This is a genomic window from Archaeoglobus profundus DSM 5631, from assembly GCF_000025285.1.
Classification (GTDB): domain Archaea; phylum Halobacteriota; class Archaeoglobi; order Archaeoglobales; family Archaeoglobaceae; genus Archaeoglobus_B; species Archaeoglobus_B profundus.
In genome coordinates this window covers 607,320-624,884 of sequence record NC_013741.1, presented here as the reverse complement: position 1 = coordinate 624,884, position 17,565 = coordinate 607,320, and the positions used below count along the sequence as shown (strand labels likewise).

The 17,565-nt window shown below is 40.9% G+C and carries 19 protein-coding genes; 5 read left to right on the top strand and 14 right to left on the bottom strand.

The features are described 5' to 3' along the window. Positions 1 to 68 precede the first annotated feature (68 nt). The gene (locus ARCPR_RS03630) at positions 69 to 935 is read right to left on the bottom strand and encodes an RIO1 family regulatory kinase/ATPase domain-containing protein (protein WP_012940127.1); all 867 of its coding nucleotides are present in this window, start codon (positions 933 to 935) and stop codon (positions 69 to 71) included. Between the two features lie 51 nt (positions 936 to 986). On the opposite strand from ARCPR_RS03630, the gene ARCPR_RS03625 reads away from it, so the two are divergent. Then, entirely contained in the window at positions 987 to 3,473 is a 2,487-nt protein-coding gene (locus tag ARCPR_RS03625) for an oligosaccharyl transferase, archaeosortase A system-associated (RefSeq protein WP_012940126.1), read from the top strand. 23 nt (positions 3,474 to 3,496) lie between these two features. Here the strand turns inward: ARCPR_RS03625 and ARCPR_RS03620 are convergent, their stop codons facing one another. The 3 genes from ARCPR_RS03620 to ARCPR_RS03610 are packed head-to-tail and all read right to left on the bottom strand — an operon-like array spanning position 3,497 to position 5,517. Then, positions 3,497 to 3,757 (bottom strand): RpoL/Rpb11 RNA polymerase subunit family protein, encoded by a 261-nt coding sequence (locus ARCPR_RS03620; protein ID WP_012940125.1) that lies wholly within the window; start codon positions 3,755 to 3,757, stop codon positions 3,497 to 3,499. A 23-nt stretch (positions 3,758 to 3,780) separates the two neighbouring features. Beyond that, on the bottom strand, positions 3,781 to 4,386 hold the full coding sequence (locus ARCPR_RS03615; RefSeq protein ID WP_012940124.1) for an METTL5 family protein: 606 nt from the start codon (positions 4,384 to 4,386) through the stop codon (positions 3,781 to 3,783). Positions 4,387 to 4,389: 3 nt separating this feature from the next. Further along, positions 4,390 to 5,517: a TIGR04053 family radical SAM/SPASM domain-containing protein gene (locus ARCPR_RS03610; protein ID WP_012940123.1), complete on the bottom strand. Its 1,128-nt coding sequence runs from the start codon at positions 5,515 to 5,517 to the stop codon at positions 4,390 to 4,392. Positions 5,518 to 5,605: 88 nt separating this feature from the next. Between ARCPR_RS03610 and ARCPR_RS03605 the strand changes: the two genes are divergently transcribed. From ARCPR_RS03605 to ARCPR_RS03595, 3 genes are read left to right on the top strand one after another with little or no spacing between them, the layout of a single operon-like run. Continuing rightward, on the top strand, positions 5,606 to 6,289 hold the full coding sequence (locus ARCPR_RS03605) for an RAD55 family ATPase (RefSeq protein ID WP_012940122.1): 684 nt from the start codon (positions 5,606 to 5,608) through the stop codon (positions 6,287 to 6,289). 26 nt (positions 6,290 to 6,315) lie between these two features. Further along, positions 6,316 to 7,857: a type II/IV secretion system ATPase subunit gene (locus ARCPR_RS03600; protein WP_012940121.1), complete on the top strand. Its 1,542-nt coding sequence runs from the start codon at positions 6,316 to 6,318 to the stop codon at positions 7,855 to 7,857. Then, entirely contained in the window at positions 7,858 to 9,711 is a 1,854-nt protein-coding gene (locus ARCPR_RS03595; protein ID WP_012940120.1) for a type II secretion system F family protein, read from the top strand. Here ARCPR_RS03595 and ARCPR_RS03590 read toward each other — a convergent pair. The 9 genes from ARCPR_RS03590 to ARCPR_RS03550 form a co-directional block, all read right to left on the bottom strand. Continuing rightward, entirely contained in the window at positions 9,695 to 10,963 is a 1,269-nt protein-coding gene (locus tag ARCPR_RS03590; RefSeq protein ID WP_012940119.1) for a hypothetical protein, read from the bottom strand. The two genes, ARCPR_RS03595 and ARCPR_RS03590, sit on opposite strands and share 17 nt — an antisense overlap. Further along, positions 10,944 to 11,597 (bottom strand): DUF7289 family protein, encoded by a 654-nt coding sequence (locus tag ARCPR_RS03585; protein WP_012940118.1) that lies wholly within the window; start codon positions 11,595 to 11,597, stop codon positions 10,944 to 10,946. Before ARCPR_RS03585 ends, ARCPR_RS03590 begins: the two co-directional genes overlap by 20 nt. Continuing rightward, positions 11,590 to 11,982 carry a hypothetical protein gene (locus ARCPR_RS03580; RefSeq protein ID WP_012940117.1) on the bottom strand — a complete coding sequence of 131 codons (393 nt, stop codon included), beginning with the start codon at positions 11,980 to 11,982 and terminating at the stop codon, positions 11,590 to 11,592. Before ARCPR_RS03580 ends, ARCPR_RS03585 begins: the two co-directional genes overlap by 8 nt. Next, entirely contained in the window at positions 11,979 to 12,458 is a 480-nt protein-coding gene (locus ARCPR_RS03575) for a hypothetical protein (RefSeq protein WP_012940116.1), read from the bottom strand. Before ARCPR_RS03575 ends, ARCPR_RS03580 begins: the two co-directional genes overlap by 4 nt. Continuing rightward, positions 12,446 to 12,961 carry a DUF7288 family protein gene (locus tag ARCPR_RS03570; protein WP_012940115.1) on the bottom strand — a complete coding sequence of 172 codons (516 nt, stop codon included), beginning with the start codon at positions 12,959 to 12,961 and terminating at the stop codon, positions 12,446 to 12,448. Before ARCPR_RS03570 ends, ARCPR_RS03575 begins: the two co-directional genes overlap by 13 nt. Beyond that, positions 12,958 to 13,365, bottom strand: a complete 408-nt coding sequence (locus tag ARCPR_RS03565) for a DUF7287 family protein (protein ID WP_012940114.1) — start codon at positions 13,363 to 13,365, stop codon at positions 12,958 to 12,960. Before ARCPR_RS03565 ends, ARCPR_RS03570 begins: the two co-directional genes overlap by 4 nt. 68 nt (positions 13,366 to 13,433) lie before the next feature. Further along, the gene (locus ARCPR_RS03560; protein ID WP_012940113.1) at positions 13,434 to 14,594 is read right to left on the bottom strand and encodes an NAD(P)/FAD-dependent oxidoreductase; all 1,161 of its coding nucleotides are present in this window, start codon (positions 14,592 to 14,594) and stop codon (positions 13,434 to 13,436) included. Next, positions 14,582 to 14,776, bottom strand: a complete 195-nt coding sequence (locus ARCPR_RS03555) for an ATP-binding protein (protein WP_048084366.1) — start codon at positions 14,774 to 14,776, stop codon at positions 14,582 to 14,584. The genes ARCPR_RS03560 and ARCPR_RS03555 overlap by 13 nt, the downstream gene beginning before the upstream one ends. Before the next feature lie 26 nt (positions 14,777 to 14,802). Next, positions 14,803 to 15,306 carry a hypothetical protein gene (locus ARCPR_RS03550; RefSeq protein WP_012940111.1) on the bottom strand — a complete coding sequence of 168 codons (504 nt, stop codon included), beginning with the start codon at positions 15,304 to 15,306 and terminating at the stop codon, positions 14,803 to 14,805. Positions 15,307 to 15,457: 151 nt separating this feature from the next. Between ARCPR_RS03550 and ARCPR_RS03545 the strand changes: the two genes are divergently transcribed. Then, positions 15,458 to 16,453 (top strand): radical SAM protein, encoded by a 996-nt coding sequence (locus tag ARCPR_RS03545; RefSeq protein WP_148208667.1) that lies wholly within the window; start codon positions 15,458 to 15,460, stop codon positions 16,451 to 16,453. Here the strand turns inward: ARCPR_RS03545 and ARCPR_RS03540 are convergent. After that, on the bottom strand, positions 16,450 to 17,544 hold the full coding sequence (locus tag ARCPR_RS03540; RefSeq protein WP_012940109.1) for a tRNA pseudouridine(54/55) synthase Pus10: 1,095 nt from the start codon (positions 17,542 to 17,544) through the stop codon (positions 16,450 to 16,452). The genes ARCPR_RS03545 and ARCPR_RS03540 overlap by 4 nt on opposite strands. Between the last annotated feature and the right edge of the window lie 21 nt (positions 17,545 to 17,565).

Here is a 17,565-nt window from a genome sequence, read left to right as displayed (position 1 = left end):
GTCAATCACCAATCTTTAGGATAACCTAACTTGACTTAAATTTTTCGGCCAGCCTAAAATTAGGTTTATCAAGATTTTAAAATCTCCTCAACTATTCTATCTGCATCCACCTCTACCCTGTACGTCTTCCTAAAGTAGCTTATTAGATTTGTTAAGTCCCTTCTCAATATTTCCTCAGCCATTCTAAGTTCTTCATCCGTTTCGATCTCATTAAGATCGATAGCTTGGGGAAAGTCTATGAACCAAATCCCCTCAGGATTTACGAGAATGTTAAACTGACTAAGATCTCCGTGAACTATCCCCAACTTCCACATCTCTCTAACTTCTTCGATTATGTAATCCAAAACCTCCTTAGGATTTTCAAGCCTGACCTTGTAAAGCTCTTTTGCATCGATAAGCTCCATTAAAACAGCGTTTCCTTCCCAGCCATACGGCTTAGGAACGCTAACTTTGCTGTGAAGTTTCTTTAATGCATTAAACTCATTTTTAGCACTTCTGATCATTAGAACGGTGTAATGCAGATCACCGTAGTCTCTCTTTTCTCTAACTCTCTTGAAGCTCGTATAGCCGACTTTGTGAAATTTTAAAACGGCCTCACCCCACTTTGATATGCAGTTGTACACCATGCTCTCCTTTCCTTCACCCATTTTCTCTCCCAGCATCGTAACAATATTCTTTCTGACAAATCTGTTAAGCGAGTACAAGGACAAGCCCAGAAAGGTAAAAGCGGCACCTAAATATTCCGTCTGCTTTAATTCAATCAACTTTTCATTAGAAAGAGTCTTAAGAACCTTTTCCGCTTTGTGTTCTTCAACTCCAGAATCTCTTGCAATTATCTCAATTGGAACATATTTGTAGTCCCACATGTTCTCGAATATCCCGTCCATAACCCTCCAAGCCAGACCCCTCAGTTTTCTAAATCTCTCTGCGAGCATCTGTGATCAAAAACTGAAAAGACTTATAAATCTTTTAAAGACCTTCGAGCCATGAAAAAGAACTATTGGTACATACCATTCTTGGCTCTCGCTATCATAATAAGCTTGTATATAAGAATAGTCAACCCATGGAACAGCATCTTTACTTGGACTGTAAGATTGGGAGGTAACGACCCTTGGTACTATTACAGATTGATAGAAAACTGCATCCATAACTTTCCCAACAGGATATGGTTCGATCCCTTCACAAACTATCCTTACGGTACCTATACTCATTTTGGGCCCTTCTTAGTTTATCTTGGCTCTATAATTGCAATCGCAACCGGTCACACTCAAGGGGAAGCACTTAGAAGTGTTCTGGCGTTTGTACCAGTTCTAGCGGGAGCTTTAGCAGTTTTGCCAATGTATCTTTTTGCAAGCCAGACTTTCAATAAAAGAGTTGGAGTAATTTCAGCCCTTCTTATAGCAATGATTCCCGGCCAGTACCTCCAGAGATCGATACTCGGTTTCAACGATCATCACTGTTGGGAAACATTTTGGATGATAACAACCTTGGCTCTCTACACTTACGCTTTAAATGTTTGGAGAAGTACAGAATACCCGTTAAAGGATAGGAAGGCTATAGTTTCAGCAATTTTAGCTGGAATAGCTTATGGAATGTATCTAGACACTTGGGCACCAAGCTTTGTCTTTGCGATGTTTCTAACGACCTTTGTTGCAGTTTCTTTAATTCTTGAAAGGTTCTTCGAAACTAAGGGCTTAATAGAAGTCACAGCAATAACTATTGGCGTATCTTCCCTACTTTACCTTCCATTCGCTTTCAAGACTCCTACCTTCAGTACAACTTATTATACACCATTCCAACTATTAATTCTCTTGGGCTGTTTAGCTTTGCTAATTCTTTTCAAGCTTGTAGAGAGGCTTAAGCCGTTCTACACAAGAATCGGAGTTAGAGAGCATCTGGCTTACCCGATAACCTTCTTAAGCTTGACGATTCTTTCAATAGCTCTGCTGGGCATTTTAGCTCCTCAAGTTTTAAACATGATAATCGGTATCACTGGTGTTATTCAGCCGAAGGGCGGTGCTTTAACGATTGCTGAAGTACAACCATTTTTCTTCATGGGGGGAACTTTCAGCTTGGCTCCAGCGTGGATTCATTTTGGAATGTCTTTCTTCTTTGGATTTCTTGGTTTTCTATACCTTTGCTACTTGCTTTACAGAAAGAGGGAACCCAAGTATTTGCTGACGCTCCTCTGGTGTATAGTTATGTTTATAGCTCTGTGGGGGCAGAACAGATTTGCATACTACTTTGCTCTTGTTTGTGCTGTAACATCGGGTCTAATCTTGGACTTTTTGCTCGAAAAATTGAGATTTTACGATTACATTGTTCAAGCCTTAGAGAATAAAATTAAGGATGTCAGCGTTACGAGAGTTGTCTTATCCGTGTTGCTGATAGTGCTACTGTTCTATCCAACTTTTGCATTAGCGAACGAGCAGAGTAGATACGTTGGAGGTCCTAATAAAGAGTGGTGGGATGCTTTGACTTGGCTTAAGAACAATACGCCAGATGGCAACTACGATGCATACTATTATCAGCTTTACGAGCCTTCTCCAGACTTGAAAAAGCCATACCCCTATCCTTTCGAAACTTATGGTATCATGAGTTGGTGGGACTACGGTCACTGGATTGAAGCCATAGCTCATAGGATGCCCAACGCCAATCCATTCCAGCAGGGTATCGGGAACAAATACAAAGAAGTTCCGGGAGCATCGTGGTTCTTTACGGCCTTCACTGAGAACGAAAGCAAGTACATCGCCGAAAAGTTGAACGTGAAGTATGTAATAAGTGATGTTGAGATGTTAACCGGTAAATATTACGCAATGGCGGTTTGGGCTGAAGGTAGCTTAGAGAATGCAAGTAAAATCTACTATGAAGGGCCGTGGCTTGTTTACGTTACTCCGTACGGCATGGGATTGGCTCCGACGATCTACGAAGTTCCTCCGAATGCCAAAGTTGTCGGTCCAATAAATATTCCAAGTGAAAAGTGGTATGAAACTACCGAAGCTAAGTTGCACCTCTTGGACTGCTCCGGTCTGTCGCATTATAGGTTGATATACGAATCCCAGCCAGTTTCACAGCTGAGCTGGATGGGATTTCAGGAAACAATCTACAAGCAAATATTCAACCAGAAGTATGCTGATAAATTTGGCCTAAAACCCGTTAATGTCACTACAAGCGGATACGTGAAAATCTTTGAGAGAGTTAAGGGTGCCAAGATATACGGAAAGGCAAATGCGGACACTGTTACGGTTGAAGTAAAGGTTAAAACAAATCAGGGTAGGATTTTTACTTACTCAAATGCAGCAAAAGTCGTGAACGGAACTTATGAAATAGTGGTTCCATACGCCCAAGATACGAGCTATCCAGTCAAAGCCATAACGCCCTACACGATAAAGGCTGGAAACGTTACAAAAACTTTCAGCTTGAACGATGAAGATGTTAAGACCGGTAAAGAAATTAGAATCGATTTGATTTAATCTTTTAAAATCCTTTGATATAGCTAAATCTGGGCTAAAAGCTCATCGCAGGCTTTTACTATCTTTTCGTTAGCTTCTTTAATCGCTTCAAGCGGGTTCTTACTTTTTGTCTTGACCACAAGCTCCGCCCTGTCTTGAAGTGGGTGGGGGATGTAATACCTCGCAATCTCTACATCCTCATCCTCAAGGAGGTAGTGCTGGAGCAAATTCAGGTAAGTGTGATCCTCACCCCTAATTTCAAGCTTGACGTAATTCCCGTCCATTTCAACGACCTTAACTTCCATAAAGGCAAATCGATCGTAGCTATTTAAATGTAGCGTTCCATCCTGTAAACCTCCACCGCTATCATCCTGTAGGGCTTTTCGTGGAATGAGTAAGTCCTTTTCAACGGAATTTTTAATTTGAATAGGTGTGTTACTTCAAAACCCTTTTCTTTGCAGATCTTTCTGATGAATTTCTCGCTTCCAGCGGAATGAATTGTCCAAATGACGTTTGCAATCTCCATCGCTTTGAAGAGGAAGGGTCTGTCTGCATGCCTTTTCTGAATTCCAAATGGCGGGTTCATTATTACAGTTACGTTTCTAGGCGGAACTTTTAGATAGACCTTTTCAACACTACAAAGCACAAAATCAGCTTCAACTTCCATAGCTCTTGCATTTTCCCTCGCAATTCTCAAAGCTTCTCTATCTATATCAAACCCTACAGCCTCAGCACCTAGGAGCGATGAAGCTATGGAAAGAATACCAGTTCCACACCCCAAATCAACAACTAAGTTATCCAAATCACTTATGAGCTTGGCATTAACAACAATCTCGCTCGCCAAGGCTGGTGGTGTGACGTACTGCTCTAGTTCGATCTTTGGATTTTCAAAACCTTTCAGTTTCTCAAGTGCAATTTCGATAGACTTTTTCATAGCTTAAGGGCTAAAGTCGTGAGAGCTTGGTGTATATATGCACTTAGGCTCCTGCATTAGGTAATCTCCGAAAACTGCGTAAGCTCTTGCTCTACTTCCACCGCAGATGTGCTTGAACTGGCATCTTCCACACTTACCCTTCAACCTCTCTGGATCCTTCAAATCCTGAAATATCTTGCTTTCATTGTAAATCTCTCTTAGGCTCTGCTCTCTAATGTTTCCAGCCTTCAAGGGCAGGAAACCACTTGGATAGACATCACCGACATGGCTAATGAAAAGCATACCTCTCCCGTCTGTTATTCCCGGAATTCTTCTTAAAGCCATACTCCTACCGTAGGCTCCAGCTACGATTTCCTTGCTATTTCCTTTAAATCCTTCTAGGCTTTTCGCAAGCTCGTAGTACGTTTTGCCGTGAGGAATATCGTATATACCTCTATCTCTCATGAACTCAATTCTTCTAAGATGACATCCGGCAGAGCTTTTTACGTTTAAGGGAGTTTTCCTACTTACATCGTATAGCCAGCACATAATGTCCTCAAATTCCCTTGCCGAAGGCATGAGCTCTGGTTTGGCTCGACCGGTTGGTACAACGAAAAACACGTCCCACATGTCAACTCCCTTTTCCAAACAGAGTTTCATTATGTTGGGTAAATCGAAGATGTTGTAACTCGTCACGGTCGTATTTATCTGAGTCGAAAGCCCAATCTCCTTCGCCATATCCAAAATTTTCATGCTCATCTCGAATGTTCCAGTTCTACCCCTAAAGTGGTCGTGAATCTCTGGATTACTTCCGTCAATGCTTACGGCGATCCTCGCAATACCCAAGTCGTGCATTTTTTTCAGCTTATCCTCAGTAGCAAGCTTAGTCCCGCTGAAAGCTATTGCAATTCTCATTCCATCAGCGTATTCGAGGATATCAAAGAGGTCTTTCCTCATCAGAGGATCGCCACCGGTTATAATTAGTAGAGGATTCCACTTCTTCAACTGATCTATCAGATCATAGCACTCCTCAAGATTAAGCTCGTTAGGGTGTGGCTTTGTCTGAGCCTTTGCTCTACAGTGCTTACAGGCTAAAAGGCAAGCTCTCGTTACTTCCCAAAACACTATGAAGGGTTTACTTTTATAGTCCACAACAGCCCATACACATGAGGTTTAAAAAGTTAAGCAAATGCAAAACGGAACAAGCAGATTAATATATTGAGAAAGTTCGACTATCAGTATGGCTATACCAACAGGTATTCGTGTTCTTGACAGTAGATTGGATGGAGGAATACCCGAAGGTAGCCTTGTCTGTGTTTATGCTAACCCCTTGAGTATGCCAGAAGCTTTCCTGTACAGTTTTGCTTCTGTCAAGAAGACGTACTACATCAACACTTCCCGTCCGTCTGAGCACGTAAGGAGCAGTATGATTTCAATGGGTTTTAACCCAAAAGTCGAGTTCATAGACGTGTTCAAAGAATACTATCTCGGTGAGAATGGACAGTTTGTCATAGAGGACACGTACAGAGATACGAGAATATTCGATTTTGTTGGAGAGGTGTTGGGGAAAATATCGGATAATGATTGTACGATCATAGTAGATAACTTCTCATTCTTTTTAAATTTGAGAGTGAGCAAGGGTCTGAAGGAATGGCTATTAATGAAATTATACAACTTGTCTAAACAGCTGAGAAACGCCGTGTATATATATGTCATAAAAAATGTGCACTCTCCGGATATAGCTAGCCTAGTTATAGATGTTTCTGATGTTGTTTTTGATCTTGATGTTGAGAAGATAGGCGACAAGATCTATAGAAGATTGGCCATACCAAAGATAAGGGGCAGAACACCGTTCATTGATACGTTTAGATACTATGTCGGTATTGAGGGAGTTGTCATAGATACATCAAGAGATATAGCTTAAATAGGGGACTTTACAATACTCATAGTGTGTATGAGGAGAGAGCTTTAAGGGTAATCGACAGAGCTAAAAGAGTACACAAAATTTTGAAATTCGATAAAGAGCTAGTGTCATACGTACCTGAAGAAGGTTGGAGAGTTGTTGAGGAATATTGGCTTATGGAACCATTCAGCAAAGTGTATATCATATACAACGATGATTTGAGCGACTACAAGTACGTGGTTGCGGAGCCAGAACTAAACGATTTCGAACTTGAGTTGCTAAAGTGGCTAAAGGATGAATTAATAAGCTACTTAGAGAGCTTTGAAGGTAAGGGTGAAAAGGAAGAGATTGTCAAATCTGCTGTCGATAAGTTGTTAAAGGACTTGAACGTTAAGCTGGAAGAAGAATCATATTTTAAGATCTTGTATTATATCATCAGGGATTTTGTCTACTACGGTAAGCTGACTCCTCTCATGTTTGACAGAAAGCTTGAGGATATATCTTGCAATGGATACAATAAGCCTGTCTTTGTCTTCCATAGGGATTATACAAACCTCGAAACCAATTTAGAATTTCATCAAGATGAGCTCGACGCACTAGTCATAAGATTGGCTCAGATCAGTGGTAAGCATATAAGCTTAGCAGAACCTATGGTTGACGCTGCCCTTCCGGATGGCTCAAGAATTCAGATGACTCTTGGTAGGGAAGTATCTGATCACGGTTCCACCTTTACGATTAGGAAGTTTAGAGATGAGCCGTTGACACCTGTAGATTTGATAGCTTGGAAGACATTTTCATCAGAGCAGATGGCTTATCTCTGGCTCTGTATAGAGAATAGGAAAAACTTAATATTTGCCGGTGGAACTGCAAGCGGTAAGACTACATCTATGAATGCCGTTTCTCTTTTCATACCGAGAAAGTCGAAGATCGTGACGATAGAGGATACGAGAGAAGTTATGTTACCTCACGAGAACTGGATCCCCCTTGTTACGCGAGAGGCTTTTGGTGAGAGGGGTAAGATAGAGATGTACGACTTGCTCAGAGCAGCTTTGAGGCAGAGACCCGAATACATTATAGTTGGAGAAGTCAGAGGTAGAGAAGCTTTGACACTCTTTCAGGCAATGGCAACAGGACACACGACATATTCCACACTTCATGCAGATAGTGTTAGCGGTGCGATACACCGTCTCGAAAGTCCACCTATTGAAGTCCCCCGTCCCATGCTTGAAGCTCTAAACATAATAAGCGTTCAATCTCAGGTGTATATAGAAGGAAAAAGGGTTAGGAGGAATGTAGAGATTGCAGAGATTGTTCATCTCGATCCTCATACAAAGATGCTGAGAACATCCACGATTTTTCAGTGGGATAGCGTTAAAGATAGACATGTACTTGTCGGAAGTTCGAAGGTGCTTGAAGATATAAGAATGCACAGGGGCTGGAGCCGTTCAGAACTTGAGGAGGAGCTTGAAAGAAGGAAAGCCATACTAGAGTTTATGGTTGAACACAACATAAGGGACTTTAGAAGTGTAAGCGACATAATACACACCTACCAAACAAATCCAGAAAAAGTCCTCAGAAAGGTGTCGTGAATGATGAAATTTCTAACAACGTTGGGTCTTAGAGTATTTGGAAAGAAAATTCAAAAGGAAATTCAGAAGTATCACGAAGTAGGGGTAAATCTAAAGAAAGCAATGATTCCAATTCCTCTCGAACTGTACATCGCAACAGCCAAAATTTCCGCTGTGCTTGTTGGCATAATCGGCTTGATAATTGGTATAATCGTTTCAAGATTCGTATATGTTCCTCAGTTTCCATTTTACATACCAGAACCCATTTACAGTTTCTGGATGAGTTACAGATCAACTGTCTTTTCGATTTTAATGGCTCTAGCCTTATCCTTTGCAGCATATGAGTTGACTTTCTCAGCATTTAAGATATATCCGTCGATAGTTGTCGGAGATAGGAAGAGCAAGATAGACCGTATGTTACATCACGCTGTGGCATTTATGCATGCGTTAAGCATAGGAGGCACGGACATCTACAGAATATTCAAGACGTTAGCCGAGCATCAAGATGTGTACGGAGAGGTCTCAAGGGAAGTATCTAGGATTGTTAAAGATGTTGAGTACGGTGGAATGGATTTAAGATCGGCTTTGACCAATGCAGTTGAACTCAGCCCATCGGAGAATTATAAGGAATTCCTTCACGGCTTAATTACCGTAATAGATAGTGGTGGTGATATTAGGAGCTATCTCGAAGAGAGGGTAGAATACTTCTTTGAGAAGGCTAGACAAAGTCAGAAGGCTTTTCTGGAACTTTTGGGAATGATGGCTGAAAGCTATGTAACTGCACTTGTCGCGGCACCACTCTTTTTGATGATAATAGAGATCGTTATGTTGCTCATGGGTGAAGGCAATGAGTACGTTTTGTATGCAGTCATATACCTCTTTATCCCGATTGGTTCAGCGCTGTTTGCTGGAATTGTCAAGATGATGTCTCCTACAGACACCATAGAAGCGCCAGAAATAAAAGAGGGTGATAAGGAGTTCAAGATCTTGAAAAAGAATATTAAAATGTATGAAATTAAGAAGGTACTAAGAAATCCAATCCAAGTACTCAAAATAAAGCCATACTACGTATTCGTGCTTTCTATTCCGTTAGGCATATTGTTTGCAATCTACGGATTGAGCGTTGTAGGTTTTTATCCAAGTATAGGTTGGTTCTTTTCTTTTGACGATTATCTCTTCGTTTCAATAATTTTAACTCTTTTACCTTTTGTTATACTCCACGAAATTAGGGTTAGAAGTGTTGGAAGATACTTAAGGTACATTCCGATATTCTTCAACAGGTTAGCAACGATAAACGAGAGTGGAGTACCTATTTACAGAGCAATATCTATCTTAGCAAAAACTGACACCAGCCCGCTTAGAGACGAAATTAGGAAGATCAAGACTGACATAGATTGGGGATTAGACTTGAGTAGAGCTTTTGTAAGATTTGCAAACAGGATAAGGGTGTTTGATGTGACGAGAGTTGTAACAATGCTAAACGAGGCTATGAAGACTACAGGGAACTTAACAGAGGTGCTGGTTATCTCAGCAAAGGAGGCTAGCAGGAGTGAACTAATTAAAAGGGAAAGGTACTACAGCATGATGACGTACACTATTATAATTTATGTTGCATTCTTTGTATTTATAGGGATAACATATATTATTTCATCCATGTTTCTTACAGCATTCACCACAGGCACCACAACACCAGTAGTCCAGCTAAACTTGAACGTTGACTTCTACAAGAATTTACTCATGCACGGTGCGATTTTTCAGGGGCTCTTCGGTGGACTCGTTGCCGGCATCATGGGCGAGGGCAGTGTGTCATCTGGCTTAAAGCACTCAATCGTTATGCTGTTGATAGCGTATATAGTCTTCACCACTCAATTCTGACCCTATGCTCAGCTATGTATAGGAACTTTATACAGTTTACAAATTCACCTTCAATATATATCCACGAATTATCCATATCGCAGCCCTTATATTTCACGTCTGTGGGCTTCTTTATGATTATCCTGCTGTTCGAGAATAAAGAGATGTAGTGAGAAAAAACTTCGTTCAAGCTTTTCCTAGTACCCTTAACGACATCACCACCCCACGTTATACTTGGATCTGCGAATTCACCTTCTAGATCGTACACAACAACACCCCCAAGCTGATCAGTATATACCATTGTTATGCTATCGTCCAAGATGTTCAGATCTAGGCTTGAATCTTTCCAAGGTATAGGATCTTCAGATCTCCAAGTTTCGTAAAATCCCTCAACCTTATCAATAAAAGCAATCACAAGGTATGACTCATTAGAACCACCGCCAGTCTTCTTCAACTGTATTACAAGTTCATAACGATTTGCATCAATAACTATCGGCAAATCTAAGTCCTGATGTAATCCCATCAAGTGCATTATAAAGCTGGAGATGTTGCCTGAGAGCCCAGCGGATAAACCTCCTTCAAACATCTTTAGTGAGATGGGTATTCCAGAAAGGTCTGGAGGTAGTGTAAATTTGACCGTTCTGTTAACATCATCTACGGTAACGTCTATTCCTTCATATTCGAGAAACTTGGCCCAAGCTTTGTAGCAGTCACTTCTAAGCTCGAAGTTAAAGCTACCGTTAACAGGATTTTTCAGTGAATCAGGAAATACTTTATGCAGACTTTTATTGACTTTCAAAGATATTTTAGTTCTACCACTTATTGAAAAGTCGTTCGTTATCTTAACTATCGACAGCGATAGTGTACTTCCTTTGTAATGAAGTTCGGGTGGAATTATCACTCTATCTTCCTCAAAAACACCACCACATTCGTATACTAGTCCATCAATCGTGATTCTACCAAATGTATCGTTGTAAATGATAGCTTTTGTACCATCTTCGAACATTAAGTATATTTCCAGCCAGTTGCCATCATCTTCTACAGTTATACTCTCATCGTTCAAATTTACCGTCACAGTACCTCCACTATCAATCGCATGCTTGATAAGCGAGAGCTTTGCCACATCCAACTCTTTAACATTTCTCTCCATAATTGAGAGAGATGAAGGGTACATTGTTGCGTACAGATAGACTACAAGGGTAGCAAGTGTTAGGACTCCTAGTACCCATCCCAAATTCTCTGTCGGAATATTATCACCCCAAGGTACACCCAATTCTTACTATTATTATGTCTGTTGCATTTGGAAATTTTACGGTTATGTTGCCGTCAGTAATATCGGTGTCAAAGCCTTTGGATTTGAAGTAATCTAGCCAAACATTGCCTCTAGAAGAGTTTATGGTTATAGCTGTAGCATTCCGATAGTACTTCCTACCAACCTCCTCCAGCGCCACAATAACGTTACCCCTTCCTCCAACAGAGCCTTCACCTTCTATCAAAGGTAGTACAATCAAGCAAGAGCTATTGCAAAGTATTATTGGCTCTTCAAAAATTCGGGAATTCAGGAGCAACGCACCGTTTTCTAAAGAAACTTCAAACGTGTCTGAGCGATACGTTAGAGAGTATACTGAATATGTTGTACCATTCACACTAACAAAACCCGTTCTCTCAAAACTGTAGTATCCTCCAAACGACTTAACAACAACTTCTGACAGAGGACATCCTCTGACTATCTTCAGGAGTGAAAACCTCAAAAGCTTAAAGTAATGCAAAACCGTATCTTCCTGACTTATCTCGACTGCCTTGGTAACAGATGGTTTCAGGCTTGTATACACAACCGCTACAGCAATTGTTAAAGTTACGAGTAACATGATCATACCTACTTGAATTGAAACACCGAGCCTATTCATTTTCAACCCTCACGTATCCATTCTCTACAATTAAGTATGCTTTTGTGCTATACGCAGAAGATTCAATGATGTTAACTCCGGAAACTTTTACACTTACGTTTACAATATCGTTTTCAATTCTGACTGAATTATCGCTCAAAGTTATGAAGTATCCTTTACCACCAATATTTTCAGGTATTTCGAGCCTTTTTTTCGCATACTGCAGGTTTGATAAAGATTCAATCTCAAAAACAACTTTGGACGCTACCATGTATGCCTCATCATAAGATTTAACACCCTTAATACTTTGTACATTACTTTGAAAGCTTAGAATAACTGCCAATGTGAAGATTGAGAGTATTGAGAGGAGCATGAGAACTTCAAAAGCTGTAGAAATACCCTTCACTTTATCACCTCCGAAGTGCTGCTTACGTTAACTACCGTACGAGCTTCAAGTCCTTCATCATTATATATAATTAGTACCGTGATGTTTGCGTTTGCCACAACCCTTTCAGACTCGTTGTAGGCGACTACGTCAATTCTGTCTATATCCACGTTGACATATCTTCCCTCAATTCCATAGTACATCTTTGTGGCGTTGGCTACATCTTGCAGGATTTGACTGACATTTGAGGATATGTAATAAGCTAGAGTCTCGTTAGTCACATTTAGCGCTGCTATCGACCGAGTTACATTTTCAAGAGAATCCTCAAATGATTTTCTTACGAGATTCTCGACATCCAATACGATGTACTTTCCTGAAATGTCTATTGGTATGCTCATCGTCTGAATATACTCATTCAAAATCATAGTCAGCGTAATACATCCGAAAAGCATGATTATTCCGCTCAGTAACATCAGCTGACCCTTTAAACCCTCCATACAACCACCTTTACATAGAGAACGTTGTATAGGTGGGAATCAAAGTCGTCTGGTACTAGAGATTTTATCGATCCGCTATCCCAGTCGTAGATAACAACTATCTTAGATAACGCTATCGCATTTGGTGGTGGAGCACCATCGTATATGAACTTTAACTCTCTAAGGCTTCCGTTTGAAGAGTATGTTACGTAGATGTTGTAGGCAAAGCGCTTGTCGTCAAGAAGTCTCTTCAGATAGTATTTAAGCTCGGTAGAGCAGTTAAAGGATTCGTTGAAATCGTCTGCAGACGCTCCTCCGTAAACAACTTTGCCGTTCCAGCACAGGATAGATTCTTTTAGAGTTTTGTTCTCAAGAAAATTGAAAACATCACGCACATAAATCTCGTCCGTAGTGTGTACCTTCTGCAGATTCGTCAAAGGAAAAGATATGATTAGGTAGTAGAGAGTAATGAGTACTATAAAAGCCGTAAGAATCGCTTCAAGCGTGAACGTTTGTCCCTTCACCAAACCCTCACCTCTAAGATGTAAACGTTTGAAGAGTTAAAGACTAGCCTTTCGCAGTAACCAACGTCACTGCTCGGAAATTCTTCACCAATACACCCCACCAAATTACCAGACAAGTCCCTTACGGTTAAGTTAACATCATACGAATTTACAACCTCATAAAACACATTTGGATTTGTGAGAATTGTCTCTAACTTGGTTTCGTTGATCGAGTTGGGTTCACAGCCTTCGTGAAGATAGTTTACTATGACTTCGGAAACAGCGCATGCCATGTACGCTTTATCACTGTAACTAAGACTTGAAACATTCAGTGAGTAAAAGTATACGAAGACTATGCACATTATGAAGAAGCTTAGAGCAACTAGATAATCGAGCTCGAACTGCCCACTTCTATTGCTTATCATTTGCCAATGTTACGATTCTCCGTAATTAAAGTTAATGATTAAGTCTTGGTAATATAGAAAACTAAAATTTAAAGTATCAGATCCTTTACATCCCAGAGTAGTTTTGGATGCTTTTTGAAAATCTCTAATACTATCGCTCTAACGCTTAACTCCTTTATGTTTTTCGGAATGCTGTGAGCGATTTTGTTCAGAGTCTCGTCATCCATTTTTATCAACTTCTGCTGCAACTTCCTCTTTTTAGCCAACTCCTTACCGAAATCTTCCTTCCAGAGCTTGTCATATCTTTTCAAGAACTTAGCACTGAAATCGTTCTTTTTAACAGCCTCAGCAGCCACCTTACCAGCGTAGTATCCAGCTTTCATTGCATTTGCAATTCCTCCACCCGTGATTGGATCGGCATGTCTTGCCGCATCTCCCACCAACATGACGTTATCTGCAACAGCCGTTTTTATCTCTCCACAAACTGGAACAGCGCCGGCGACGAGCTCAACAATTCTTCCATCTGGAAACTTCTTCTGAACAAAATCGTCCAAATACTCTTTAGGAGTTTTTTTAGCTATCGAAGGCATTACACCTATTCCCACGTTAGCTCCAACCCTCTTTGGGAAAAGCCAGATGTATCCTCCCGGTGCTATGGACTTTCCAAGCCAGAAGTAGCAGTAATCCGGATCGAAATCTATGTTCGTCATGAGGTACTGAACACAGCTTTCTATACCGTCTGGCTTTAGCGTTGTATCTATTCCGAAGAATTTGGCCACTCTACTCTCAACTCCATCCGCTCCTATTACGAGCTTCGTTTCAACCTCCCACTCTTCACCCATTCTCCTTAGCTTAACTTTAACTATCCCATCTTTTCTCTCGAAGTCGTAGGCTGTAGTTTTAACCAAAACTTCCGCTCCAGCCTGAGAAGCTAACGTGGCAAGATACCTGTCGAAGACTTTTCTCTCCAAAACGTATCCCACTTCATTTCCAGCTTTCTCCTCACTCAAAGTTATTTCAGTTCCGTCCGGTGCGAAAATCTTAGCTCCTACGACTTCTCTTGATATGAAGAACTTTTTAGGCTCCACAAACCTTTCCAAAGCATCTCTACTTATTCCTTCGGCACATCTAACCGGAACACCTATTTCTTGTCTCTTTTCAACCAAAAGAACGTTCAAGCCATTTTCTGCACAAGTTTTTGCAGCGATACTACCTCCGGGGCCAGCTCCGACAACAACTACGTCGTACATTTGATCACCTCTAAAGCGCCCATAGGACAAACTTTAACGCAAATTCCACATCCTGTGCATTTATCCTCGTAAATCTGCAAGAATGTCTCGATCAGCTCGTTTGCATTGAACTTACAGACAGAAACACAAGCACCGCAATAGGCACATTTGAACCTGTTTACCGTGACTACTTTTTTGGGCATGGCTAAATGTGGGTGGTCTGAAATTTTTAATCCTTTCTTTCTATTCTGCATCCCACACAGTGCAATATGTTGAGGTATGTGATCAAAATCCTCTTCTCCTTTTCAAGTTTTTCTTCTGGAAGAATGTAATCGTCGAATTTGAATTTATTCCGCTCAGGTATGCATTCCAAATCTTTACACACGATAGCACCATCCTTTGCTTTCATAACTGTGGCTTCATCTATATTCAAAGCTACGGCGTAGGTAGCTCCCAAAACTCTCGCACATGCTAGGGCCATTCTCTCATAAGGAACTAAAGCTGTTGGAGGGGCGCACATCACAACTATCGCATTTCTTCCATCCACCTGAACGAGTAGATCGGCTATAGCCTTAGCAACGCCCTCTGGTAACTCTACATCGAAAACGTAATCGACAAAAATTTCATCCTTTAAATAACCCTTAGCTAAGAGAACTTCTTCAGCTTTCTGCCTCGCCCTTTCTGTGGGAGTGTCAAACACAGCTTTACCAGTTATCTTGTCCACTAGGAACATGATTTAAACTAGCTGTAACAGTATTTAGAGTTTCGTTCCTCGGAATTGTAAAAGCATCATTCGTTCTACACGTACTTCTAACAGTTAGAAGTATGATAGTATGATAGCATATGTACATCAAAACATTAAACATTTGCTCAAACATAAAGATGTGAAGTGCGAAATTTGCGGAAAAGAGACGTATACGAAAACAATTCCGATATGCCCAGATTGTGCAAGAACTAAGAAGGCTTTAGATTACGTTGGAATGTTGCATAGAGGCGTTGAGAAGATTAAAGGTAGGGGGAAATTCAAGTGTAGACTCTGCTCAAATGAGTGCGGTTTTGACGATTTTGGATTGTGTGGATTGAGATTTGCTAGGGATGATAAGTTGGTATCGCTTTCGAACTCGAATAAAGCAGTTTTATACGCTTACGAAGATCCACTGCCAACAAACTGTTGCAACGCTTGGTTCTGTGATGGTTCGAAGCTCAAAGGAACTAATCTGGCAGTTTTTTACTACGGTTGTAACTTTGGCTGTCTATTTTGCCAGAACTGGAGTCATAAAAACATCGGAGAGGGAAGGATTGTCAGCGTCGATGAAATGGTTGAGAGGGCTATGCCTGAAAGGGTGAAATGTATCTGCCACTTTGGAGGATCTCCCGAACCTCAACTACCCTTTGCAATCAAGTTCAGCAGAGAAGTCTTGAAGAGAAGAAAAGTTGTGATCTGTTGGGAGTGGAACGGTGCCGGTAGAACATCTTTAGCGTTGAAGGCATCAAAACTTAGTCATGAGAGCGGAGGAACGGTAAAATTCGATTTAAAAGCTTGGAATCCGTATCTACACATGATTTTAACCGGTAGGAGTAACGAGCAAACTCTAAAGAACTTTGAAAAGATTTTTGATCATTATCCTGAAGTACTCTCAGCTACAACACTCTTAGTTCCCTACTACGTTGATGAAAGGGAAGTTGAGGGAATTGCAAGGTTCTTAGCAAGTTTGAGCGATGAAATACCTTACAGCCTTCTAGTTTTCCATCCGGATTACAAACTTTCGGATTTGCCTGTAACTCCAAAAGCTCAGGTTGAGAGGTGCTACAGAACTGCTAAAAAGTATTTGAGGAGAGTTCACATTGGCAACAAGTTCCTGCTCGCTTATGCACCCTAAAGCCCACCCCTGACCTCTATCACATCCAACTTTTCAACCCAACAGTTAACACCCAGAAGTTCGCTTAAGCTTGGCTTAGTCCTTCCTTGATCACCGCTTACAAGCTCCTTGATATACAACCCGCTCTCAGCAACTATCTTTATAACAGCAACTTTACCCCTATGCAGAATTATCTCTGCATCGTAAACTCTTCTAACCCTCACCAAATCTGCTCTTCTGTGCAAAACTCTAAGCGGTGTTCTCTGGTGTATCGGCTGTTCCTTCAGCTTCTCGACTGCCTTTTCGAGTTCCTCTCTACTGACTTCCTTCTCAAACACGACCTTAGCTCTGTAAACTTTCACAAACCCCGCGGATTTTATGAACTCAACATCCTTAGCCTTAGCAAACTTCAAATCGCTCACAACTACCTTTCCTCTGCAGAACTCGTTTACAATTTTCTCAAGCTCTTTCAGATCAATTTTTCTCCTCTTAGGATCTTGAATTTCAACTATAAACGGTCTTCCATTTCCTAACATTCTCGCATCAACATCCTCTCTCCCGGCTCCGTGCAGAATTGCATGCTTCCCTCCTACAAACTCTCTAATAGGCTCTGTTATAAGTTCCTCAACAGAGAGATACCTCTTTCCTGTCCAATTGCAAACTTCACAGCCCTTACCGTTGCAAAACCTGCAAATCCATCTTGTTTGAGATAAACCCCTTACTCTCTTCTTGTATCTACCGTAGATGTAAAGGGGAGCTACCTGAACTTCGAAACTTGGATTTTCGAGATCGTAGATTATCGTTACGTCGGGATCAGTTGAGTAAGATTTACCGCTCTTTCTTGCAAGAACCTTTGAAAGCTCTCTGTTGAACCTGTGCTTAAGCCTCTTTTTATCGTCCAAATTTAGGTAATCCTCCAAAGCCTTCAAACTTCCGTAACTCCTACTTCCAATCAGGAACGTATCAAACTCGTAATCTTTTAGTCTCTTCAATATTTCATCGGCTATGCTGTCTAGCCTATAGAGTAAGCCCGAACAGATCATGCACTCGTTCGCCTCTACGATCTTCCCGATCTTTAGAGCATTATAACATTTTTCGCAGACTTCGATCATTTGCTAAGGATATCAGAAAGA

Coding starts and splice junctions, on each gene's coding strand:
- ARCPR_RS03630 (WP_012940127.1), bottom strand. CDS start 935: ATGCTCGCAGAGAGATTTAGAAAACTGAGGGGTCTGGCTTGGAGGGTT.
- ARCPR_RS03565 (WP_012940114.1), bottom strand. CDS start 13,365: ATGATAAGCAATAGAAGTGGGCAGTTCGAGCTCGATTATCTAGTTGCT.
- ARCPR_RS03625 (WP_012940126.1), top strand. CDS start 987: ATGAAAAAGAACTATTGGTACATACCATTCTTGGCTCTCGCTATCATA.
- ARCPR_RS03575 (WP_012940116.1), bottom strand. CDS start 12,458: ATGGAGGGTTTAAAGGGTCAGCTGATGTTACTGAGCGGAATAATCATG.
- ARCPR_RS03585 (WP_012940118.1), bottom strand. CDS start 11,597: ATGAATAGGCTCGGTGTTTCAATTCAAGTAGGTATGATCATGTTACTC.
- ARCPR_RS03560 (WP_012940113.1), bottom strand. CDS start 14,594: ATGTACGACGTAGTTGTTGTCGGAGCTGGCCCCGGAGGTAGTATCGCT.
- ARCPR_RS03555 (WP_048084366.1), bottom strand. CDS start 14,776: ATGCCCAAAAAAGTAGTCACGGTAAACAGGTTCAAATGTGCCTATTGC.
- ARCPR_RS03540 (WP_012940109.1), bottom strand. CDS start 17,544: ATGATCGAAGTCTGCGAAAAATGTTATAATGCTCTAAAGATCGGGAAG.
- ARCPR_RS03620 (WP_012940125.1), bottom strand. CDS start 3,757: ATGGAAGTTAAGGTCGTTGAAATGGACGGGAATTACGTCAAGCTTGAA.
- ARCPR_RS03605 (WP_012940122.1), top strand. CDS start 5,606: ATGGCTATACCAACAGGTATTCGTGTTCTTGACAGTAGATTGGATGGA.
- ARCPR_RS03595 (WP_012940120.1), top strand. CDS start 7,858: ATGATGAAATTTCTAACAACGTTGGGTCTTAGAGTATTTGGAAAGAAA.
- ARCPR_RS03550 (WP_012940111.1), bottom strand. CDS start 15,306: ATGTTCCTAGTGGACAAGATAACTGGTAAAGCTGTGTTTGACACTCCC.
- ARCPR_RS03615 (WP_012940124.1), bottom strand. CDS start 4,386: ATGAAAAAGTCTATCGAAATTGCACTTGAGAAACTGAAAGGTTTTGAA.